The sequence below is a fragment of the Bacteroides sp. An51A genome (genome assembly GCF_002161565.1).
GTDB lineage: Bacteria > Bacteroidota > Bacteroidia > Bacteroidales > Bacteroidaceae > Phocaeicola > Phocaeicola intestinalis.
Map to the genome: position 1 here is coordinate 88,661 of NZ_NFIC01000007.1, position 23,336 is coordinate 111,996.

The following is a 23,336-nucleotide window of genomic DNA, read 5'->3' on the forward strand; positions in this document are numbered from 1 at the left end:
AGAAAATTGTTATATTTGCATCCATATATCGATGATTTTATAAAAATATTACATCTAATTAACAGATATAGCGAACATGAAGAGAAGTATTGCATTCTGTCTTATGACAATGGCGCTGGCTGCGGCACAGGCACAGCAAGGGGGGATTACTCCTGAATTGTTGAAAGACATCAAAGACAGCTACAAGCCTACGCCATCTGATAAGGCTATTTACAATGCGATGGCAGGGACCAGCATTTCAGTATTGGCAAAGAACCATGAGAATCTGGCAAATTTTGATACGCATTTTTCCAACCGTGTTGTTTCGCACGGCATTACCGACCAGCAACAATCAGGGCGTTGTTGGCTGTTTACGGGACTGAATGTACTTCGGGCACAGATGATGGCGAAGTATGGGTTGGACGAAATGGAATTTTCTCAAAATTATTGTTTTTTCTACGACCAACTGGAAAAAGCAAACCTTTTCCTGCAAGGCATCATTGATACCCGTGAAAAACCGATGGAAGACAAAATGGTAGAATGGCTTTTTAAGCATCCTATCAGCGACGGAGGACAGTTTACAGGCATTTCGGATATTATTGGAAAATATGGTGTAGTACCTGCTTCGGTTATGCCGGAAACTTATAGCAGCGAGCATACCGGACAGATAGCCGACTTGCTGGGACTTAAACTGAAAGAGTTCGGATTGCAGTTGCGTCAAGCTGCCGGGGAAGGAGCAAAGGAAACTGCACTGGAAGAACAGAAAAAAGAGATGATGGGCACCATTTACCGGATGTTGGCTTTGGCTTTCGGGGAACCGGTTGAACGTTTCACCTGGACAATGAACGGTGAAACCAAGGAATATACACCACTCTCTTTCTATCAAACTTTTTTAGGTAATGACTTGACGGGTAATTATGTAATGTTGATGAATGACCCGAGCCGCGAGTTTTACAAGTGTTATGAAATTGATTACGACCGTCATACTTACGATGGGCGTAACTGGACGTATGTGAATCTGCCGATAGAAGACATCAAGGAAATGGCTGTCCGTTCGATTAAGGATAGTACGATGATGTATTTCTCGTGTGATGTGGCAAAATTTCTTGACAGCAAGCGCGGTACACTCGACTTGAACAATTACGATTATGCTTCTTTGATGGGCACCTCATTCGGAATGAATAAAAAACAGCGTATCCAGACTTTTGCAAGTGGTTCAAGCCACGCCATGACCCTGATGGCGGTAGACCTCGATGCCAATGGCAAACCGAAGAAATGGATGGTCGAAAACAGTTGGGGCGCAGAAGCCGGTTATCACGGACATCTTATCATGACTGATGAATGGTTTGACGAATATATGTTCCGGCTGGTAGTAGAAAAAAAATACGTGCCGGAAAGTGTACTGGACATCTTGAAACAAAAGCCTGTCCTTCTTCCGGCATGGGACCCGATGTTTGCCGAAGAATACTGATTTTGTATTCTTTACATTACAAAATAGTGGTTTATTCGTGATAAGACGTTGTTTGCTTGCTTGAATAAGGAAATAATTCTGTAATCGGGCAAGCAAACTTTCTTCGTTGCCCTATTATTGTGTAAATTTGTCGCGAACTTAGAATATTCATTTTATACCTGATATATGGCTAATCTAATCAAATTACGTAAAGGCTTAAACATAAACCTGAAAGGAAAAGCTGCTACGGAACTGATGAACGTGAAAGAACCGGGATTTTATGCATTGTGTCCTGATGATTTTACGGGAGTCATCCCGAAAGTGGTGGTGAAAGAACAGGAGTATGTAATGGCTGGAGGGCCCTTGTTTATTGACAAGAATCACCCAGAGATGAAATTTGTTTCGCCCGTAAGTGGCGTAGTAACGAGTGTGGAACGCGGCGCACGCCGTAAAGTGATGAGTATCACAGTAGAAGCAGCCGCAGAACAAGACTATGAAGAATTCGGGAAACAAGATGTAACCCGTATGGATGGAACTGCCGTAAAAGAACTGTTGCTGAATGCAGGTTTGTTTGCATTCATCCGCCAACGCCCGTATGATGTAATTGCCGACCCGACAATTGCACCACGGGCGATTTTCGTATCGGCTTTCGATTCGAATCCGTTGGCACCAGACTTTGAGTTCGCGTTGAAAGGAGAGGAGGCGAATTTCCAAACCGGGCTGGATGCTTTGGCTAAGATAGCCGGCGTGTATCTCAGCATCAGCGCAAGCCAGCAGGCTAAGGCATTGACTCAAGCGAAAGGCGTTACATTGACCGTATTCGAAGGCCCGCATCCGGCAGGTAATGTCGGTGTGCAAATCAATCACATCGCTCCGGTAAATAAGGGCGAGACCGTATGGACGGTTGATCCGCAAGCGGTTATCTTTATCGGCCGCCTGATGAATACGGGCAGGGTGGATTTGACCCGTACCGTTGCCATCACGGGTTCGGAAGTGAAGAAGCCGGCATATTGCAAATTGAAGATAGGAGCGATGCTGACCGATGTGCTTGCCGGTAATATTAATAAGGAGAGGGAAGTGCGTTGTATCAGTGGCAACGTCTTGACCGGGAAGAAAATTCCTGTAAACGGATTTTTAGGAGCCTTTCATTCGCAGCTCACCGTGATACCGGAAGGTAATGACGTGCACGAAATGCTGGGCTGGATAATGCCTCGTCTGAATGATTATAGTACCAGCCATTCGTATTTCAACTGGCTGATGGGCAAAAAGAAAGAGTATGTTCTGGATGCCCGTGTGAAAGGTGGAGAACGTCACATGATCATGTCTAACGAGTATGACAAAGTCCTTCCGATGGATATTCTGCCCGAATACTTGATAAAGGCAATTATCGCGGGCGATATCGATCGTATGGAAGAACTGGGCATATACGAGGTCGCTCCCGAAGACTTTGCTCTTTGTGAATTTGTCTGCTCATCAAAGATGGAGCTTCAGCGTATTGTCCGCGAAGGATTGGATATGCTTCGTAAGGAAATGTGTTAATTGATATGGCTTTTTGAGTTTTTAAGTTCTTAAGTTTTTTAAGTTGTAGCTGATTTGCAGGCAGCGATGGACAAACCAACAAACTTACAAACTAACAAACTCAAAAACTAATAAACTAATAAACTTTAATATGAACGCATTAAGAAATTATCTGGATAAGATAAAGCCGAACTTTGAAGAGGGAGGCAAATACCATGCTTTTCGTTCTGTATTCGAAGGTTTCGAGACATTTTTGTTTGTCCCGAATGCCACATCGAAGACGGGAACGCACATTCACGATGCGATAGATAGCAAACGTATCATGTCGTTCGTGGTCATTGCTCTGATGCCGGCATTGTTGTTCGGTATGTACAATGTAGGGTATCAGCATTTTCATGCTACCGGTGCTGAAGGAAGTTTCATCGAAATGTTCGGTTATGGTTTTCTGGCCGTGTTGCCCAAGATTATTGTTTCCTATGTAGTGGGACTAGGCATTGAATTCATTGTTGCCCAATGGAAAAAAGAAGAAATCCAGGAAGGATTTCTAGTGACAGGTATGCTGATTCCCATGATTGTTCCGGTAGATTGTCCGTTGTGGATGCTTGCTATCGCTACAGCATTCTCGGTCATATTCTGTAAAGAAGTGTTTGGAGGGACAGGCATGAATGTTTTCAATCCGGCTTTGATAACCCGTGCCTTTCTTTTCTTTGCATATCCTACCAAGATGTCGGGCGACACCGTATGGGTTTCGGGTGATAGCATCTTCGGTCTGGGTAAGACTGTGGATGGGTTGACGGCGGCTACTCCGTTAGGCGTGGCTAAGGTTGCCGAGTGCCCTGCTTTCTCGTGGGATATGGTGACCGGTCTGATTCCTGGCTCTATCGGCGAGACTAGCGTGATTGCCATTGCTATCGGTGCCGTTATCCTGCTATGGTCGGGAGTGGCAAGCTGGAAAACGATGCTGTCCGTATTCGTAGGTGGTGCACTTATGGGTTGGGTATTCAATACGTGGGGACCGGATACCGCCATTGCCCACATGCCTTGGTACGAACATTTGTGTTTGGGAGGCTTCTGTTTTGGTGCTGTGTTTATGGCTACCGATCCGGTTACCTCTTCGCGTACCGAAAACGGCAAGTTTGTTTACGGTTTCCTGATAGGTGCGATGGCTATCATTATCCGTGTGCTTAATCCGGGTTATCCCGAAGGTATGATGCTGGCTATCCTGTTGATGAATATTTTTGCACCGCTGATTGACTATGTTGTCGTGCAGAACAATATCTCACGCCGTGCCAAACGTGCAATGTCTAACAATTAAAAAACCGGAAGAACAATGAATACCAATAGTAATTCATATACTATCATTTATGCTTCGGTATTGGTTATTATCGTAGCGTTTTTGCTGGCTTTCGTCAACTCTTCTTTGCGCGAACTGCAAGGAAAGAACGTTGAGTTGGATACGAAGAAACAGATTCTTTCTTCACTGGGCATTCGCGATGTGCAGAATCCCGAAGCCAAGTTTGCCGAGGTGGTGAAGGAAGATATGCTGGTGGCTGAAGACGGTTCGCTGAAACCGTATGAAGGCGCTTTTGTCACCGGATATGAGAAAGCATATAAAGAAAAAGGAGAAGCTCATCTCTTTGTCTGTGAAGTGGACGGGGAAACAAAGTATGTTATTCCTGTTTACGGTGCCGGCCTTTGGGGTGCCATCTGGGGATATGTGGCGCTGAACGAAGACAAGAATACCGTGTATGGCACTTATTTCTCTCATGCTTCGGAGACTCCGGGCTTGGGTGCGGAAATCGCTACCGAGCATTTCCAAAACGAGTTTAAAGACAAGAAAGTCATGGATGGTTCTGTGGTTGGTCTGGATGTCGTGAAGAACGGGAAGGTTGAGAAGCCGGAATTCCAGGTGGATGGAATCTCAGGCGGTACAATCACTTCGGTAGCGGTAGGCCAGATGTTAAAGAGCTGCATGGGCCATTATACCAATTTTTTAACTACTAAATAAGGAGGACGAATATCATGGGAAGTTTATTTTCAGCTAAGAATAAAGAGGTGTTTTCTATTCCGATAAGCATGAACAACCCGGTAACGGTTCAGGTATTGGGTATCTGTTCTGCACTCGCCGTAACCTCTAAGTTGGAACCGGCTATCGTAATGGGGCTTTCCGTAACGATTATTACGGCATTTTCCAACGTTGTCATTTCATTGATTCGCAAAACGATTCCGAACCGTATCCGTATCATTGTCCAGCTGGTAGTGGTTGCCGCTTTGGTGACAATCGTAAGCGAAGTGTTGAAGGCATTTGCATACGATGTCAGTGTGCAATTATCCGTTTACGTAGGTCTGATTATTACGAATTGTATCTTGATGGGACGTCTTGAAGCGTTTGCGATGGCAAACGGCCCGTGGGAATCTTGTCTGGACGGTCTGGGCAATGGCTTAGGCTATGCCAAGATTTTGATTATCGTGGCGTTTATCCGTGAACTTTTAGGCTCAGGTACGTTGTTAGGCTACAATATATTGAATTACGATGCCATTAAGGAGGCGGGATATGTGAACAACGGCTTGATGTTGATGCCGCCTATGGCATTGATTATTGTGGCTTGCCTGATATGGTATCAGCGTGCGAAACATCCCGAATTACAAGAAAAGGAATAATAAGGAAAGGTAATGATTATGGAACATTTTATAAGTTTATTGGTCCGTTCAATCTTTGTGGACAATATGATTTTTGCATTCTTTCTGGGTATGTGTTCGTATCTGGCTGTGTCGAAGAATGTAAAAACTGCCCTCGGGTTAGGTATTGCCGTTACGTTCGTATTGGTTGTGACTTTACCGGTCAACTATCTGCTTCAGACCAAAGTGCTTGCGGCAGACGGTATCTTGGGTATTGATTTAAGTTTTTTGAGCTTCATCCTCTTTATTGCCGTTATTGCTGCCATCACCCAGTTGGTAGAAATGGTTGTAGAGCGTTTCAGCCCTTCATTGTATGCTTCATTGGGTATCTTCTTGCCTTTGATTGCCGTGAATTGTGCGATTATGGGTGCGTCTTTGTTTATGCAGCAACGCATTGGCTTGGGAGAGTCTGACCCGAAATTTATCGGCAATGTATGGGACTCTGTTTCATACGCCTTGGGGTCGGGTATAGGCTGGCTGCTGGCAATTGTGGGCCTGGCTGCCATTCGTGAGAAGATGGCTTACTCCAATGTGCCTGCTCCGTTGAAGGGCTTGGGCATAACTTTCATTACAGTAGGCTTGATGGCTATGGCATTTATGTGTTTCTCAGGTTTGAACATCTAATAAGGAAAGGAATAAGACAATGGACATGAATTTTATATTAGCAAGCATTGGAGTATTCCTGGTGACTATTCTGGTGTTGGTCATCATTTTGTTGGTGGCGAAAAAGTTCTTGGTAACTTCGGGTAAGGTAAAACTGACCATTAACGGAGAAAACCAGTTGGAAGTGGAATCTGGTTCGACATTGCTGAACACCTTGGCTGTAAACAATATATTCTTGTCATCGGCTTGCGGTGGAAAAGGTTCTTGCGGCCAATGCAAGTGTCAGGTGTTGGAAGGCGGGGGAGAAATCCTTCCTTCGGAAGTAGGACATTTCAGCCGTAAGCAGCAGAAAGACCACTGGCGTTTGGGATGTCAGGTGAAAGTGAAAGGCGATATGGCTATCAAAGTGCCTGAATCTGTCTTGGGTGTGAAGGAATACGAATGTACCGTTATTTCGAACAAGAATGTGGCAACATTCATCAAGGAATTCAAGGTGCAATTGCCTGCCGGCGCGCACATGGACTTCATCCCCGGTTCGTATGCACAGATTAAGATTCCGGCATTTACGATGGATTACGACAAGGATATTGACAAGTCATTGATCGGTGATGAATATTTGCCTGCATGGAAGAAGTTCAATATGTTCTCGTTGAAGTGCGTCAACCCTGAGCCGACTATCCGTGCTTATTCAATGGCGAACTATCCGGCAGAGGGTGATGTGTTCATGTTGACGGTCCGTATTGCCACGCCTCCGTTCAAGCCCGACCGCAGTGGTTTTATGGATGTGAATCCGGGTATCGCATCTTCTTATATCTTTACGCTGAAGCCGGGTGACAAGGTGCTGATGAGCGGTCCTTACGGTGATTTCCACCCGATATTCGATTCGAAGAAAGAAATGATTTGGGTAGGAGGTGGTGCCGGTATGGCTCCGTTGCGTGCACAGATTATGCACATGACCCGTACATTGAATACGCGCGACCGTGAAATGCATTATTTCTATGGCGCCCGTGCATTGAATGAAGTGTTCTATTTGCAAGATTTCCTGCAATTGGAAAAAGATTTCTCGAACTTCCATTTCCATTTGGCGCTTGACCGTCCTGACCCTGCAGCCGATGCCGCAGGCGTGAAATATACTCCGGGCTTCGTGCATCAGGTGATGTATGAAACTTACTTGAAGAATCACGAGGCACCCGAAGACATTGAGTACTATATGTGCGGTCCGGGTCCGATGTCGAAAGCTGTCGTCAACATGTTGGATAGCTTGGGAGTGGATTCATCTTCTATTATGTACGACAATTTCGGATAAGATAAAGAGCTTTAATCAAAAACAGTTCTAAACAGGTGCTTTGAATATCAAGGAGAATCAACGTAAGTTTCTGATTCTCCTTGATATTTTTATGAATGTCCTTTAGCGAATCTGACCGAGTTGAAAACGCAGTAGTACTGCGTTTGCTGATGAAGTTATATCCATAGGCGAATGCAGTATATATTCAATCGCAGATGCAGTATATATTCAACCGCGGATGCAGTATATATTCATTTTTCAGGGGTATATATTGGCTGTTGGCGGACATTCATTTTTTATTTAATCCTTCCCGATAATCCAGGCAAATAATCGGCAGGCAAACAGTCCGTCAGTTTCATCTGTTGAGAAAGCATGTACAGCTTCCACACCCCCGTCTTTTAGAAGCTGTTTTGAATTTATCGTGCGATGATTTGGGATGAGTTTTTGAGGCATTTTCGCTTCTGTGATGAGGAAGATAGCGGGCTATCTGACGAAGAACAGGAGCGAAAAGAACCAAAAAATCGCCCAAAGCACACACGAAAACAGATACATCAAGCCAAGAAAAACTTTTTGGAGAAATTCAAAACAGCTTCTTATATTCCAATTTCGCTTATGCGTTAATGTTATGTAAATCTAAGCGGTTTACTTTTTAATATATCACAGTTTTTTATTATTTTTGTACGATTTTTTTTGAGACATGAAGATTAAGGAAGTTTTGAATGCCCTTGAGATGTTCGCGCCTCTGCCTTTGCAAGACGGTTTTGATAATGCCGGTTTGCAAATTGGATTAACAGACGCGGAGGTTACAGGGGCTTTGTTGTGTTTGGACGTGACTGAAGCTGTGGTGGACGAAGCAATAGCTTTGGGATATAATTTGATAGTATCACACCATCCGCTTATCTTTAAAGGATTCAAGTCGGTTACGGGTAAAGACTATGTGGAGCGATGCGTTATTAAGGCTATTAAGAACGATATTGTAATTTATTCGATGCATACCAATTTGGACAATGCTTTGTTGGGAGTGAATTATAAGATTGCAGAAAAAATAGGATTGAGGCAAGTGCGTGTATTAGAGCCTAGAGAAAACGCATTATTGAAGCTGGTGACATTCGTACCGATGAAACACGTCGACCAAGTACGTGATGCTCTGTTTGGAGCAGGTTGCGGTTGTATAGGCAACTATGATGCTTGTAGTTATAATATAGAAGGAATCGGGACATTCCGGGCTGGAAACGGTACACATCCTTATTGTGGTAAAATAGGTGAATTACATCACGAAGAAGAGATGCGGATAGAAACCATTCTTCCGGTGTATAAGCGGGATGTAGTAACCAAAGCTTTATTGGCAGCCCATCCTTATGAAGAACCGGCATTTGATTTTTATCCGGTGCAAAACAAATTGAACCAGGCAGGGGCAGGCATCATAGGTGTCTTGGAAGAACCGGAAACAGAAGGTGACTTCCTGCGTCGCGTCAAGCAGATTTTTGAAGCAGGCTGCGTGAAACATTCGCGGCTGACAGGAAGGTTAATCCGAAATGTAGCTTTGTGTGGAGGAGCGGGAGCATTTCTGCTGCCACGTGCTATAGCCAGCCAGGCTGATGTGTTTATAACAGGCGAAGTGAAGTATCACGATTATTTTTATTATGAGAATAGTATTTTGATTGCAGAAATAGGCCATTACGAAAGCGAACAATACACTAAAGAATTGATTTGTTCTTTATTAGAGAAAAAATTCCCATCATTGGAACTTCGTATGACCCGAATCAATACAAATCCGATTAAATATTTATAAAGCATTATGGCGAAAGAAGTAAAAAAAGATCCTAGTGAACTGAGTGTGGAGGAAAAACTGAAAGCTTTGTACCAATTGCAGACCATGTTGTCTGAAATTGACAAAATCAAGACTTTAAGAGGTGAACTTCCGTTGGAAGTACAAGACTTGGAAGATGAAGTGACAGGCTTAAGCACCCGCATCGAAAAGATTAAAGGTGAAATAGAAGAATTGAAATCGAACGTTGCTACCAAGCGTATTGAAATTGAAACAGCCAAGGCTTCAATCGATAAATACAAAGCACAACAAGACAATGTGCGTAATAATCGTGAATATGATGTGCTGACAAAGGAAATCGAATTCCAAACCTTGGAAGTGGAATTGTGTGAAAAACGCATCAGAGAGTATACCTCTTCTATCGAATCAAAACAAGAGGAAATAGAAAAGAACACACATACCCTGGAAGAAAGAAAGAAAGACTTGGAGATGAAGAAAAATGAATTGGATGAAATCATTTCTGAGACTAAACAGGAAGAGGAAAAACTCCGCGACAAGGCAAAAGCGTTGGAAGCAACTATCGAACCGCGTTTGCTTCAGGCATTCAAGCGCATTCGTAAAAACTCTCGAAACGGATTGGGAATTACTTATGTGCAGCGTGATGCATGTGGGGGATGCTTTAATAAGATTCCGCCTCAAAAACAATTGGACATCCGTATGCGAAAGAAAATCATTGTGTGTGAATATTGTGGACGCATCATGATTGACCCGGAACTGGCAGGAGTAATGCCTGAAAGACACTTGGAAACAAAAGTGAAATGATTTTTACCTGCAAAATATATGGGTCGCCCCAGCGAGCAAAGACATCTTGAGCTTTGTCCGTTGGGGCGATTCTTTTCATTCATAGTTCCTCATACGCCGGTACGGTGGGCAAGAATGTATAAGAGTGCGTTGCATAATCAATGTGGCAACAATAATGGTGGATTCCATTGCTCACAATCAGATATTCTACTTTCAGCACCATATTATAACGCGTAATTTGGTCGAATACAGCTTGCGTGATTTCCACATTTGGGGCTTTATATTCTATAATCATCCGGGCGGTCAGATTGCGGTTATAAAGCACCGTATCGCACCGCCTTTTCATTCCGTTCAGATTCAATTGGATTTCATTAGCCAGCAATCCCCAAGGATAACCTTTGTGCTCCAGCAAATAATGAGTGAAATGCTGCCGCACCCATTCTTCGGGTGTAAGGGTAACATATTTCTTGCGTAACACATCGAATATGAATTTTTTCCCGTCTTTGTTAGCAATTTTAAACGGATAAGGAGGTAAGTTTAATTCCAACATTTTATATCTTTGTATGAATAGCGTGAATAATTTATCATACAAAGTTACAAAAAAGTATGGCAAAAGAAATAACTTACGAAGAAATAGCCCGCAACCTGAAAAATAAAAACTATGCTCCCGTTTATTTCCTGATGGGAGAAGAGGATTACTATATCGACCGCATATCCGAATACATCATGCAATACGTTTTGACAGAGTCGGAGAAAGAGTTTAACCAGACCGTAGTATATGGAACAGACACAGATATAGCTTCTGTTATTAACGCAGCAAGAAGGTATCCGATGATGTCGAAATACCAGGTGGTTGTAGTTCGCGAAGCACAAAACTTAAAGAACTTGGACGAGTTGACGTATTATCTGCAAAAGCCGATGCTTTCTACCATTCTGGTATTTTGCTATAAACACGGCGCATTAGATCGTAGAAAAAAGCTGACAGCAGAACTGGAAAAGGTAGGTGTGCTGTTCGAATCCCGGAAGCTGAAAGACACTCAACTTCCAGGGTTTATCGCATCTTATTTAAAACGCCGTCAAGTGGAAATTGAGCCAAAAGCCTCAGAAATGATGGCAGAATTTGTAGGGACGGATTTGAACCGAATGGCAGGCGAGTTGGAAAAATTAATTATCACGCTTCCCAAGGGACAACGGCGGATTACACCCGAGCAGATAGAACAGAATATCGGCATCAGTAAGGACTTTAATAATTTCGAATTGCGGAATGCATTAATCGTAAAAGACGTATTCAAAGCGAATCGAATAGTAAAATATTTTGAAGAAAATCCAAAACACAATCCGTTGCAGGTTACGCTGGCTGTATTGTTCAATTTCTTTGCCAACCTGATGTTGGCATACTATGCTCCCCAAAAAAATGAAGAGGGAGTGGCCGCTCAACTTAGCCTGCGATCCCCGTGGCAAGCACGCGATTACCTGGCTGCCATGAAACACTATTCGGGAGTAAAAGTAATGAAGATTATCGAATGCATCCGTCAATGCGATGTTCGTTCGAAAGGTGTGAACAACGCTTCGGTTTCCGACGGGGAATTGTTGCGTGAACTGATTTATCAAATTCTTCATTGATTGCAGTCCGGCTGAAGTCAATCAAGGCAAAGTCACAATACCCACGGTCCAAGGGCAAACGTATCTGTAAAATTATGCAGATGTATCCTCGGTAACGGAGAGGGTTATCCGATCTTGAGAAGAGAATATCTTCAACATCGGGGCATTTGTGCAAAATTAATCCCTGCATCCAATTTCTAAAGAAACACATTTCCGGAAAGATGAAAAGTTGATTTGCTTCCGTGGCTTGTGTGATTTTGCCATTCTTTTTTCAACCAATATTGCCTACCAGACGAAGATATATTCATAAGCCATTCCAGATAGCTTTTACAAGCTATGAAGATAACTGAAATGGCTATGAATATATCTTTATTTTGCACATCATTATTCTGATGAATCTTAAAGAATAGATTCGGGCTTTTTTTACATTCAGACATATACATTTCTACATTTTGGCTCCGATGAACCTAAAATACATTTGTATTTGTAAATGCCATGAATCGATATGTATATTTGTTTAGGCTGTAGTACAAATGTAAATACATGGTCTTATGGTTATATTGTGTACTTTTATAAATGTACATGATAATTTATACAATGTATTTATACACAGGATAATAGGCTAAAACCCAACAATCTATGAAGAATTAATGAAATAATATTTTATATGGCATTAAATAACTGTTTACATTTCTATATTATCGAAGTGTAAACAATCAAAATTATAGTATAACAATCTATATCCTAGTAGTTTATATGAATTTGTTAAAGTTAAAAAGAACTTGAAATTGATGGTTTACAGATGTAAACATTAGATATGATTACAGATGTAATTCATGGTTATGTAATTTTGTTATTTGTTTTTCCATATGTAAATTTGCAAATGAAAATAAAAAGCATTACATTTGTAATCATTAAGATTATATACACAAATAATTATAATGAAAGACCGTATTTTACAAATCATACAAAAGGAGTCGTTAACCAATGCCGAATTTGCTGAAAAAATAGGCATATCGACATCTTCTCTGTCGCACATATTGACAGAGCGGAATAAACCTAGCCTGGAAGTGGTCATGCGCATTCACAAGGCTTATCCTTCTATTAACTTGAATTGGTTGCTTTATGGTGAAGGTGAAATGAAAGTCGTTGAAGAAGGTACCACAGATGGAAATAGCCGTCTGTACAGCAATGAGAATCCAGAAAATGCAAGCGGATATCCGGTTCGTTTTGATTTTCGCAAGGAAAACGCGTCTTCCACTCCAGGAAATGGTATGCAAAACACTGTAAAAGAAGAAATTAAATATATAGAAAAACCTCATCCGAAAATAGTTGAAATACGTATTTTCTTTGATAATGGAACATATCAGGTATTCAGGCCAGAGAAATCTTGATTATCTGTGGAAGTGGATGGGCAAAAGCGATGGAGTTTTCTCTATAGATTGAGGTAAATTCGTTATCTTTGTACTGTGAAACGAATTTACCTCAATTTATTTTATGAAGAAATACATTCTTGATTTGACTGTTACAGAAAACATACGTTTGCATGCAAACTATGTATTACTCAAGTTGACCCAGGCTGAGCCGTTGCCTGAAATGCTTCCGGGGCAGTTCGCCGAAATACGGGTAGACGGTTCGAACACGACATTCCTGCGTCGTCCTATTTCTATTAATTACGTAGACCGCCAGAAAAATGAGGTCTGGTTCTTGATTCAGCTGGTTGGTGATGGTACACGTAAATTGGCTACCGTGAATCCTGGGGACACAGTTAATGTGGTCATGCCGTTAGGAAACGGTTTTACAGTCCCAGAAGACACTGCTACTAAGGTGTTGCTGATAGGTGGAGGTGTAGGCACGGCTCCTTTACTTTATTTAGGCGAAACTTTGTTGAAGAAAGGCTTGAAACCTACATTCTTGTTGGGAGCACGCTCGAAGAATGACTTGTTGCAACTGGACTTGTTCGAGGCGTTGGGCGATGTCCATACTACTACCGAAGACGGAAGTATGGGAGAGAAAGGGTATGTCACGATGCACAGTGTACTGAGAGACAATACGTTCGATCTAATCTGCACATGTGGTCCTAAACCAATGATGATGGCCGTGGCCAAATATGCCAATCAGCAGGGCATAGCGTGTGAAGTGTCGCTAGAGAACACGATGGCATGCGGTGTGGGGGCTTGCCTTTGCTGTGTGGAAAACACCCGGGATGGTCATGTGTGTGTATGTAAAGAAGGTCCTGTATTTAATATAAAGAAACTATTATGGCAGATTTAAGTGTAAACATAGGAAAACTGGCTTTATCGAATCCGGTGATGACTGCATCGGGAACATTCGGTTACGGACTTGAATTCCAAGACTTTGTGGATTTGGAGAAAATTGGAGGAATTATCGTGAAGGGGACGACACTTCATCACCGTGAAGGAAATCCTTATCCGCGTATGGCGGAAACACCGATGGGCATGCTGAATGCTGTGGGACTACAAAACAAAGGGGTGCATTATTTTGCAGAACATATCTACCCACAAATCAAAGACATCCGTACCAATATGATTGTGAACGTGTCTGGATCGCAAATAGAGGATTATGTGGAAACAGCAAGCATTATCGACGGCCTGGACTGCATCCCGGCTATTGAGCTGAACATCTCATGCCCGAATGTCAAGCAAGGTGGGATGGCTTTCGGAGTAACAGCTCATGGAGCCGCCGAGGTTGTATCTGCAGTGCGAAAAGCTTATCACAAGACATTGATCGTGAAACTGTCGCCCAATGTGACCGACATCACAGAAATAGCGCGTGCAGTGGAAACTGCCGGAGCAGACAGTGTATCACTCATCAACACGCTGCTGGGAATGGCAATAGATGCCGAAAAGCGTAAACCGGTCTTATCCACTATCACTGGAGGGATGAGTGGAGCAGCAGTGAAGCCTATCGCCTTGCGCATGGTATGGCAAGTAGCAAAAGCCGTGAAGATACCTGTCATTGGGCTAGGTGGAATTATGAATGCCCGCGATGCCGTGGAGTTCCTGCTTGCTGGAGCAACCGCCGTACAGATAGGTACGGCCAACTTCATTGATCCGGCTATAACCGTAAAAGTAGCGGAAGGTATCAACGACTATCTAGACCGCCATGGATTTGCTTCAGTTCGTGACATCATCGGCGCGTTGGAATATTAAAAAATAATTTACATATGCGAATGGCATACTGAAAATGCAAATAAAATAATTGGCCACAGATTTTTTTTACTTTTTTGTCAAGAGAGAGGAAAATATAAATCTGTGGCCTTTTTTCGTGAATATGTAGATTTGAAATAAATGTAAAGAAATATCTTACTTCAGCAAGTCCGGACGCAACCGTTTGGTACGCTCTAAAGATTGTTGAAACTCCCATTCACGTATCTTTGCTTCGTGCCCCGAAAGCAGAACATCGGGTACCTTCCATCCTTTGTATTCTGCGGGACGGGTATAGACTGGTGGAGCCAGTAAATTATCTTGAAATGAATCGGACAGTGCCGATTGCTCGTCGGATATCACACCAGGGATAACCCGTACGATGGCATCAGATATGACGGCTGCCGCCAGTTCGCCTCCAGTTAGTACGTAATCGCCGATACTGATTTCCTTCGTAATAAAATGTTCGCGGATGCGGTAATCGATGCCTTTGAAATGCCCGCACAAGATAATCAGGTTTTGAGTCATCGACAAGGTGTTCGCCATTTTCTGGTCGAACTGCTCGCCGTCAGGGCTTGTGAAAATCACTTCGTCATAATCGCGTTCAGCTTTCAGGGCCGAAATGCAACGGTCTATCGGCTCTATCTTCATCACCATTCCTGCACATCCGCCGAAAGGATAATCGTCTACTTTTCGGTAACGGTCGAAGGTGTAGTCACGTAAATTATGGATATGAAATTCAGCGATGCCTTTCTTTTGTGCCCGGCTCATGATGGAGCAGTTGAAAAAGCCCTCAATCATTTCGGGCAAAACGGTAATAATGTCTATTCGCATGTTTCCTTGTTATTTTTTTGCAAAAGTACGAAGTTTCCGTTGTTCCCGTACCGCACACTGGCACATTTTTGCTATTTTTGCAAGAAACATCCGAAACGAACATGACAGAAACAGAAAGAATCGACCAGTTGCGTGAAGAATTGCACCTTCACAACTATAAATATTATGTAGAGAATGCGCCCGTCATCTCCGACCAGGAGTTCGACCACCTGATGCGCGAACTGCAAGACCTCGAAGCCCGTCATCCGGAGCATTACGACCCCAATTCGCCCTCGGTGCGGGTGGGTAGCGACATCAATAAGAACTTTGTCCAGGTAGAGCACCGTTATCCGATGCTTTCGTTAGGGAACACCTATTCGCAAGCCGAAGTGACGGAGTTTTACGAGCGTATTGCCAAAGCACTGAACGAAGATTTTGAGATCTGCTGCGAACTGAAATACGACGGCACTTCCATTTCGTTGACTTATGAAGACGGCAAGCTGGTACGTGCCGTGACACGTGGAGACGGTGTGCGAGGCGATGACGTGACCGATAATGTGAAGACCATTCGGGCTATTCCGCTGGTGCTGCACGGCGACGGCTATCCCCGCCAATTCGAAATGCGCGGCGAAGTGCTGATGCCCTGGAAGGTGTTCGAGGAACTGAACCACGAACGCGAACTACGTGAAGAGCCTTTGTTTGCCAATCCGAGAAATGCGGCTTCGGGCACGCTGAAGTTGCAGAACTCTGCCGAAGTAGCAGCCCGCAAGCTTGACTCTTACCTTTATTATATGTTGGGCGAAAACCTGCCTCACGACGGACACTATGAAAACCTGCAAGAGGCTGCCCGATGGGGCTTCAAGGTTTCGCACGTGACACGCAAGGTGAAGACCCTGCAGGAGATATTCGACTTCATCAATTATTGGGATGTAGAACGGAAGAATCTGCCCGTGGCTACCGACGGCATTGTGTTAAAGGTAAATTCTTTGCGCCAGCAACGCAATTTGGGCTATACAGCCAAATCGCCGCGTTGGGCTATCGCCTACAAGTTTCAGGCAGAACGTGCTTTGACCCGATTGCTGAAAGTCACTTATCAGGTAGGGCGCACGGGAGCCGTAACACCTGTCGCTAATTTGGAACCTGTGCAATTGGCAGGAACGGTAGTCAAACGCGCTTCGTTGCACAACGCCGACATCATTGCCTCACTTGATTTGCATATTGGCGATAACGTCTATGTAGAAAAGGGAGGCGAAATCATTCCGAAAATAACAGGTGTAGACGTGGCATCCCGTCCCGAAGGAAGCGAGAAAGTAACCTTCATCACCCATTGTCCCGAATGTGGAAGCCCGTTGGTGCGTTACGAAGACGAGGCAGCCTATTACTGCACCAACGAAAGCTCCTGTCCGCCGCAGATAAAAGGGAAGATCGAGCATTTTATCAGCCGCCGTGCGATGAACATCGAAGGCTTGGGACCTGAAACCGTCGACCAATTCTACCAGGAAGGACTGATACACGATGTAGCAGACCTCTACACGCTGAAGGCAGAAGACCTCGTACGGCTAGAACGCATGGGCGAAAAGTCGGCAGAGAACATCATTCAGGGTATTGCCCGTTCGCGCGAAGTGCCTTACGAAAGGGTGCTTTTTGCATTAGGCATCCGCTTTGTAGGCGAAACAGTTGCAAAGAAAGTGGCACGTGCTTTCCGTTCCATCGAGGCATTGGCTACAGCTACGCTCGACGACCTGATTCATGTAGACGAAATCGGCGAGAAGATAGCTGGCAGCATACTGCGTTATTTTGCCGACGAGAAAAACCGTAACCTTATCGAACGCCTGCGTACGGCTGGGCTGAAGCTGGAAGCCGATGAAGAAGACCTTGCAGGGCATACCGATAAGCTACAGGGAAAGTCGATTGTCATTAGCGGCGTATTCGCCCGTCATTCGCGCGATGAATATAAGGAGATGATAGAGAAGCACGGAGGGAAGAACGTGGGCAGTATCTCGAAAAAGACCAGTTTCATCCTTGCCGGCGAAAACATGGGTCCCAGCAAGCTGGAAAAAGCCCGTGCACTAAGCATACCTATCCTAAGTGAAGATGAGTTTCTGAATATGATAAACGGATAAAAATAAAATGAGCTCCGTAAACAGCCAATACCCCTGAAAAATGAATATATACTGCAACCGCGATTGAATATATACTGCAACTGCGATTGAATATATCTGCATCCACTTACGGATATATACTTCATCGGCAGACGCAGTACTACTGCGTTTTTCACCTCAGTCGGATTGGCTAAGAGCCTGTTTAAATTTTCCAATAAAGTAAGAAGCTGTTTTGAATTTCTCCAAAAAGTTTTTCTTGGCTTGATGTGTTCGTTTTCGTGTGTGCTTTGGGCGATTTTTTGGTCCTTTCCGCTTCTGTTCTTCGTCAGATAGCCCGCTATCTTCCTCATCACAGAAGCGAAAATGCCTCAAAAACTCATCCCAAATCATCGCACGATAAATTCAAAACAGCTTCTAATATTCTATCAGGTTCTTTTGCGTTTGTTTCCGGTCTGTTTTCCCGATTTTATTCGTCAGATAGCCCGCTATCCTCCTCATAAAATCAGAAAAACATCCTCGAAAACAATTCGCAAAATTAACCTGAGCAAAATTTAAACGACGGATCTAATTGCGGAATTCATTTAAAAAAAATCCGCAAATCAGTTTTGTTCTACTATAATTTTGTATATTTGCCTAAGCATGCGTATTTAATCCGTGTGCCAATCAACTTAAATCGTAAACCCATAAAACACAAAGTATGACAGATAATAGAGAAAAACTCTTTTCCGATTTCCCAGAAGTGACAACTCAAGAATGGATGGACAGAATCCAGACAGATCTGAAAGGAGCTGACTATGAAAAGAAATTGGTATGGAAAACCAATGAAGGTTTTAATGTAAAGCCTTTTTATCGTCGGGAAGATTTGGAAGAACTGAAAACAATTGATTCGCTTCCAGGTGAATTCCCTTATTTGAGAGGAAATAAAAAAAATGACAATGCCTGGTTTATTCGTCAAGATATCCATGTGGAAAATCCTTTAGAAGCCAATCAGCATGCTCTTGCCTTACTCAACAAAGGGGTTGATTCGTTGGGATTTCATATCAAGGCAAAAGACTTGAATGCTGAATACCTTCGCACGTTATTGGAAGGAATCTATTGTGACAGCATCGAATTGAACTTTACTACTTGCCAGCGTCACACCGTACTGTTGGCGCAGTTACTAACCGATTATTTTAAAGAGAAAGGGTATGCCTCTGACAAACTTTACGGATCGCTCAATTTTGACCCTATCGGCAAGATGCTGCAAAAAGGTAAAGATGTAAGCCCGATTATCAGCCAGGCAGCTGAGTTGGTACGTATTCTTGCCGATTATCCCCATTTCCGCTGTGTAGTTGTCAATGCATGTCAACTTAACAATGCCGGCTCCTATATTTATCAAGAATTAGGCTATGCATTGGCATGGGGAAATGAATATCTTAGCAGGCTGGTAGAAAGCGGAATTCCAGCAGACCTTGCTGCAAGAAAAATCAAGTTCCATTTTGGCATAAGTTCTAACTATTTTATGGAAATCGCCAAATTCCGTGCTGCACGTATGCTTTGGGCGTCTATAGTGAAAGCTTACCAGCCGAAGGAAGATACGGCATGCCAAATGAATATACACGCAGAAACCTCTACATTCAACCTGACGTTGTTTGATTCGTATGTTAATCTGCTTCGCACACAGACGGAAACAATGAGTGCAGCCTTGGCAGGGGTGGATTCGATAACCGTCACTCCTTTTGACAGTGTTTATGAAACGCCGAGTGAATTTTCTGAACGTTTGGCACGCAACCAACAACTGTTGCTGAAAGAAGAGTCTCACTTCAATCGTATTGTAGACCCTGCCGGCGGTTCATATTACATTGAAAACCTTACTGTATCCATAGCCAAGCAGGCATGGAACCTGTTTCTGAAAACCGATGAAGAAGGTGGAATGGTAAAAGCTATTCTTGCAGAAAATGTACAGAATGCCGTAAACCAAAGTAACCAGGCACGCCACGAAGCTGTATCACGCCGGAAAGAAATTCTGCTGGGAACCAATCAGTATCCGAACTTTAATGAAATAGCTGGAAGTAAAGTCCCGTATGAACATGTGTGCGGATGTGATGGAAAGCATCATCATGAGGAGGAAAAATCGTTTGCAAGACTCAGTACCGAGCGTGCAGCAAGCCAATTTGAAGCACTCCGCCTGGAAACCGAACGTTCGGGAAAACGTCCGAAAGCGTTTATGCTTACCATTGGCAATCTGGCAATGCGTCAGGCACGCGCCCAGTTCTCTTGCAATTTCCTGGCATGTGCCGGATATGAAGTAATAGATAACCTGGGCTTTGATTCAGTGGAGGAAGGCATAGAAGCGGCTTTAAAGTCAAATGCAGATGTTGTAGTCCTTTGCTCCAGTGATGATGAATATGCTCAATATGCAGTGCCTGCCTATCAGGCTTTGAATGGTCGTGCAATGTTCATTGTTGCAGGTGCTCCTGCCTGCATGGAGGACTTAAAAGCAGCAGGTATTAAACATTTCATTCATGTCCGTTGCAATGTATTGGAAACCTTGCGTACATTCAATGCTGAATTATTATGATTGACTTATCGAACACAGAACCACGGAATAACCATAAACCATGAAACCGAATTTTAAAGACATTGACATATTTGCCGGCTTTCATCCTCAAGATGGAAAAGAATGGCAACGCTCCAATGGCATTACTGCTAGCTGGAAAACACCTGAGCAAATCCAAGTAAAACCTGTCTATACCCAGGAAGACCTGGAAGGTATGGAACACCTCAATTATGCAGCAGGGCTTCCACCATTTTTGCGTGGGCCTTACTCGATGATGTATGCTTTCCGTCCTTGGACAATCCGTCAGTATGCTGGTTTTTCTACGGCAGAAGAGTCGAACGCATTTTACCGTCGTAACTTGGCTTCAGGACAGAAAGGATTATCGGTCGCGTTTGACCTTCCTACTCATCGTGGCTATGACCCAGATCATCCTCGTGTAGTAGGAGATGTGGGAAAAGCAGGTGTATCTATCTGTTCACTTGAAAATATGAAAGTCTTGTTTGATGGCATTCCCTTGAACAAGATGTCCGTTTCAATGACCATGAATGGTGCCGTATTGCCCATTATGGCATTTTATATCAATGCAGGATTAGAGCAGGGGGCGAAACTGGAGGAAATGGCTGGCACTATTCAGAATGACATATTGAAAGAATTCATGGTGCGTAATACGTATATCTACCCACCTGCATTTTCAATGAAAATCATTTCTGATATTTTTGAATACACCTCGCAGAAGATGCCCAAATTCAATTCAATTTCTATTTCAGGCTATCACATGCAGGAAGCTGGTGCTACAGCTGATATCGAGCTTGCCTATACTCTTGCCGATGGATTGGAATATCTTCGTGCCGGGATTGCGGCTGGGATTGACATTGATGCCTTTGCTCCTCGGCTTTCTTTCTTTTGGGCAATCGGCATGAACCATTTCATGGAGATAGCCAAGATGCGTGCGGCACGTATGTTGTGGGCAAAAATAGTCAAGCAATTTAATCCGAAGAACCCCAAATCACTTACTTTGCGTACTCATTCCCAGACATCCGGATGGTCGCTTACCGAACAAGATCCTTTTAATAATGTTGGCCGTACTTGTATTGAAGCAATGGCAGCTGCATTAGGACATACACAATCTTTGCATACCAATGCTTTAGACGAAGCTATTGCGCTGCCTACCGATTTTTCGGCACGTATCGCACGTAACACTCAAATTTATATACAGGAAGAAACACAGATTTGCCGTGAGATAGATCCGTGGGCTGGGTCTTATTACGTAGAATCATTGACTCATGAACTTGCCCATCGTGCATGGGAACATATTCAAGAGATTGAAAAATTGGGTGGAATGGCAAAAGCTATCGAGACAGGAATTCCGAAAATGCGTATTGAAGAAGCAGCAGCACGTACTCAGGCACGTATTGATTCGGGCGAACAGACTATTGTTGGTACTAACAAGTATCGTTTGGAAAAAGAAGATCCGATTGATATTCTAGAAGTAGATAATACAGCTGTACGTCAAGAACAAATAGAGAATCTGCGACGTCTGCGTGAAGGAAGAAATCAAGAAGAGGTAGATAATGCCTTGAATGCAATTACAGAATGTGTACGCACCGGTAAGGGGAATTTACTTGAACTTGCAGTGGCGGCAGCCAAAGTACGTGCAACATTGGGTGAGATTTCGTACGCATGCGAAAAGGTGGTAGGAAGATATAAAGCAGTAATTAAAACAATTTCAGGCGTGTATTCATCAGAAAGTAAAAAAGATGCAGACTTTACACGGGCGTGTGAGTTAACCGAAGAGTTTGCCAAAAAAGAGGGAAGGCGTCCGCGGGTAATGATTGCTAAAATGGGACAAGACGGACACGACCGAGGGGCTAAAGTTGTAGCCACAGGATTTGCTGATTGTGGCTTCGATGTAGATATGGGTCCTTTGTTTCAAACTCCGGCAGAAGCAGCTCGTGAAGCTGTAGAGAACGATGTGCATGCTGTAGGAGTATCATCACTGGCTGCAGGACATAAGACACTTATTCCACAAATTATCGCAGAGCTGAAAAATTTAGGCCGTGAAGACATACTTGTATTTGCCGGTGGTGTTATTCCTCCGCAAGACTACGATTTTCTTTATCGGGCTGGTGTAATGGCTATATTTGGTCCTGGAACTTCGGTTGCGAAGTCGGCATGTCAAGTTATGGAATTCTTGCTTGGCGAGGATTAATTGTGTGAATTTATAGAAGGTCTCAGGGAAATATAAAAGCCTGTTTCAGGATTATGTCCTTAAAAATAAAAGATGGCATATGAAGATGAACTACCTATTTAATCATCTTATATGCCATCTTTATTGTGCAAATTGCTGAATCTTAGTAAACTTCCCGTACTGTCATGACTTCTGGATAAGACCTGATTGGTTGACTTTTGCCAGTAGATTATCTACTTGTTTCCGCCAATCAGACAGATTTGATACGCATAAAGTGTTCATACCTGCTTTTTTACCTGATTCTATATTCGTTATACTATCATCAATGAATAGTGTTTCTTCAGGCTGCATCCGTGCGTCTTCCAACATTTTTTTGAAAATATCCATTCCAGGTTTCATACATCTCATCTCGAACGAGAGGTAGAGCTTGTCGAAATACGTGTCAATGCTTTTACCCGAAGGAGTGAACTGGGGCGTGCGTGCCCAATAATCCATCAGGTAGGGATTGGTGTTACTAAGTAGGAAGGTACGATACCCCTGCTTGCGCAATTCGGTGATGTAGTCCAGTTTGCGCAAGTCCATGCCACTCACGAAACTCATCCAGGCCTGACGTACTTCTTCGCGCTTCAGTGTGCGTCCGCACAATTGCCCCAGTTTCTCACGATAGTCTTCTTCGCGCAGTTTCCCTTCTTCCAATTCTTGAAATATTCCGGTCTGGTGATACTTGTCAAGAATGTGGCCGGCATCGGTCAGACCAAGATGTACAAAAGCCTTGACCGCTTGTTCGCGGTCGAGGTCGACTATCACGCCACCGAAATCAAATACAACATTCTTTATCATAC

At 43.5% G+C, this 23,336-nt stretch carries 21 protein-coding genes; 17 read left to right on the forward strand and 4 right to left on the reverse strand.

The annotated features are described in order from the left end of the window. Window positions 1–76: 76 nt before the first annotated feature. The 10 genes from B5G04_RS14305 to B5G04_RS14345 all read left to right on the forward strand — a co-directional run bounded on the left by B5G04_RS14305 (window position 77) and on the right by B5G04_RS14345 (window position 10,104). Entirely contained in the window at window positions 77–1,450 is a 1,374-nt protein-coding gene (locus tag B5G04_RS14305) for a C1 family peptidase (RefSeq protein ID WP_087212205.1), read from the forward strand. 165 nt (window positions 1,451–1,615) lie between these two features. After that, the gene (locus B5G04_RS14310) at window positions 1,616–2,968 is read left to right on the forward strand and encodes a Na(+)-translocating NADH-quinone reductase subunit A (protein WP_087397832.1); all 1,353 of its coding nucleotides are present in this window, start codon (window positions 1,616–1,618) and stop codon (window positions 2,966–2,968) included. A 130-nt stretch (window positions 2,969–3,098) separates the two neighbouring features. Next, a complete protein-coding gene (locus tag B5G04_RS14315; RefSeq protein ID WP_022039179.1) occupies window positions 3,099–4,262 on the forward strand; it encodes an NADH:ubiquinone reductase (Na(+)-transporting) subunit B in 1,164 nt (387 codons plus the stop codon). Between the two features lie 15 nt (window positions 4,263–4,277). Further along, complete coding sequence (gene nqrC / locus B5G04_RS14320; RefSeq protein ID WP_013616830.1) at window positions 4,278–4,955, forward strand: NADH:ubiquinone reductase (Na(+)-transporting) subunit C; 678 nt, start codon at window positions 4,278–4,280, stop codon at window positions 4,953–4,955. Window positions 4,956–4,969: 14 nt separating this feature from the next. Then, window positions 4,970–5,608 (forward strand): NADH:ubiquinone reductase (Na(+)-transporting) subunit D, encoded by a 639-nt coding sequence (locus tag B5G04_RS14325; protein WP_087397834.1) that lies wholly within the window; start codon window positions 4,970–4,972, stop codon window positions 5,606–5,608. Window positions 5,609–5,626: 18 nt separating this feature from the next. Then, entirely contained in the window at window positions 5,627–6,250 is a 624-nt protein-coding gene (gene nqrE, locus B5G04_RS14330; protein ID WP_041584217.1) for an NADH:ubiquinone reductase (Na(+)-transporting) subunit E, read from the forward strand. A 19-nt stretch (window positions 6,251–6,269) separates the two neighbouring features. Further along, a complete protein-coding gene (gene nqrF, locus B5G04_RS14335) occupies window positions 6,270–7,535 on the forward strand; it encodes an NADH:ubiquinone reductase (Na(+)-transporting) subunit F (RefSeq protein WP_087212213.1) in 1,266 nt (421 codons plus the stop codon). A 405-nt stretch (window positions 7,536–7,940) separates the two neighbouring features. Then, on the forward strand, window positions 7,941–8,135 hold the full coding sequence (locus tag B5G04_RS19935; RefSeq protein ID WP_158100110.1) for a hypothetical protein: 195 nt from the start codon (window positions 7,941–7,943) through the stop codon (window positions 8,133–8,135). A gap of 76 nt (window positions 8,136–8,211) precedes the next feature. Further along, complete coding sequence (locus tag B5G04_RS14340; RefSeq protein ID WP_087397836.1) at window positions 8,212–9,306, forward strand: Nif3-like dinuclear metal center hexameric protein; 1,095 nt, start codon at window positions 8,212–8,214, stop codon at window positions 9,304–9,306. A gap of 6 nt (window positions 9,307–9,312) precedes the next feature. Continuing rightward, window positions 9,313–10,104 (forward strand): C4-type zinc ribbon domain-containing protein, encoded by a 792-nt coding sequence (locus B5G04_RS14345; protein ID WP_022039184.1) that lies wholly within the window; start codon window positions 9,313–9,315, stop codon window positions 10,102–10,104. Window positions 10,105–10,183: 79 nt separating this feature from the next. On the opposite strand, the gene B5G04_RS14350 is transcribed toward B5G04_RS14345, so the two are convergent. Then, window positions 10,184–10,633 (reverse strand): type I restriction enzyme HsdR N-terminal domain-containing protein, encoded by a 450-nt coding sequence (locus B5G04_RS14350; RefSeq protein WP_022039185.1) that lies wholly within the window; start codon window positions 10,631–10,633, stop codon window positions 10,184–10,186. Window positions 10,634–10,689: 56 nt separating this feature from the next. Here B5G04_RS14350 and holA point away from each other — a divergent pair, with 56 nt between their 5' ends. From holA to B5G04_RS14370, 4 genes are all read left to right on the forward strand, one after another. Then, a complete protein-coding gene (holA, locus tag B5G04_RS14355; RefSeq protein WP_022039186.1) occupies window positions 10,690–11,706 on the forward strand; it encodes a DNA polymerase III subunit delta in 1,017 nt (338 codons plus the stop codon). Window positions 11,707–12,626: 920 nt separating this feature from the next. Next, window positions 12,627–13,079, forward strand: coding sequence for a helix-turn-helix transcriptional regulator (locus B5G04_RS14360; protein ID WP_087211900.1), 453 nt, complete (start codon window positions 12,627–12,629; stop codon window positions 13,077–13,079). 103 nt (window positions 13,080–13,182) lie between these two features. Then, the gene (locus B5G04_RS14365) at window positions 13,183–13,959 is read left to right on the forward strand and encodes a dihydroorotate dehydrogenase electron transfer subunit (protein ID WP_087211903.1); all 777 of its coding nucleotides are present in this window, start codon (window positions 13,183–13,185) and stop codon (window positions 13,957–13,959) included. After that, window positions 13,947–14,858, forward strand: a complete 912-nt coding sequence (locus B5G04_RS14370) for a dihydroorotate dehydrogenase (protein ID WP_087248872.1) — start codon at window positions 13,947–13,949, stop codon at window positions 14,856–14,858. The genes B5G04_RS14365 and B5G04_RS14370 overlap by 13 nt, the downstream gene beginning before the upstream one ends. Before the next feature lie 153 nt (window positions 14,859–15,011). Here B5G04_RS14370 and trmD read toward each other — a convergent pair whose 3' ends face one another. Beyond that, entirely contained in the window at window positions 15,012–15,686 is a 675-nt protein-coding gene (gene trmD, locus B5G04_RS14375; protein WP_022039191.1) for a tRNA (guanosine(37)-N1)-methyltransferase TrmD, read from the reverse strand. 101 nt (window positions 15,687–15,787) lie between these two features. Between trmD and ligA the strand changes: the two genes are divergently transcribed. Beyond that, window positions 15,788–17,788, forward strand: coding sequence for an NAD-dependent DNA ligase LigA (gene ligA / locus B5G04_RS14380; RefSeq protein WP_087397838.1), 2,001 nt, complete (start codon window positions 15,788–15,790; stop codon window positions 17,786–17,788). Window positions 17,789–17,944: 156 nt separating this feature from the next. On the opposite strand, the gene B5G04_RS19940 is transcribed toward ligA, so the two are convergent. Beyond that, window positions 17,945–18,157, reverse strand: coding sequence for a hypothetical protein (locus B5G04_RS19940; RefSeq protein WP_158100111.1), 213 nt, complete (start codon window positions 18,155–18,157; stop codon window positions 17,945–17,947). Between the two features lie 307 nt (window positions 18,158–18,464). On the opposite strand from B5G04_RS19940, the gene mutA reads away from it, so the two are divergent. Beyond that, window positions 18,465–20,327, forward strand: a complete 1,863-nt coding sequence (mutA, locus tag B5G04_RS14390; protein ID WP_087397840.1) for a methylmalonyl-CoA mutase small subunit — start codon at window positions 18,465–18,467, stop codon at window positions 20,325–20,327. A gap of 40 nt (window positions 20,328–20,367) precedes the next feature. After that, the gene (gene scpA / locus B5G04_RS14395; RefSeq protein WP_022040868.1) at window positions 20,368–22,515 is read left to right on the forward strand and encodes a methylmalonyl-CoA mutase; all 2,148 of its coding nucleotides are present in this window, start codon (window positions 20,368–20,370) and stop codon (window positions 22,513–22,515) included. Window positions 22,516–22,677: 162 nt separating this feature from the next. On the opposite strand, the gene B5G04_RS14400 is transcribed toward scpA, so the two are convergent. Then, entirely contained in the window at window positions 22,678–23,334 is a 657-nt protein-coding gene (locus B5G04_RS14400; RefSeq protein WP_022040869.1) for an HAD family phosphatase, read from the reverse strand. Window positions 23,335–23,336 lie beyond the last annotated feature (2 nt).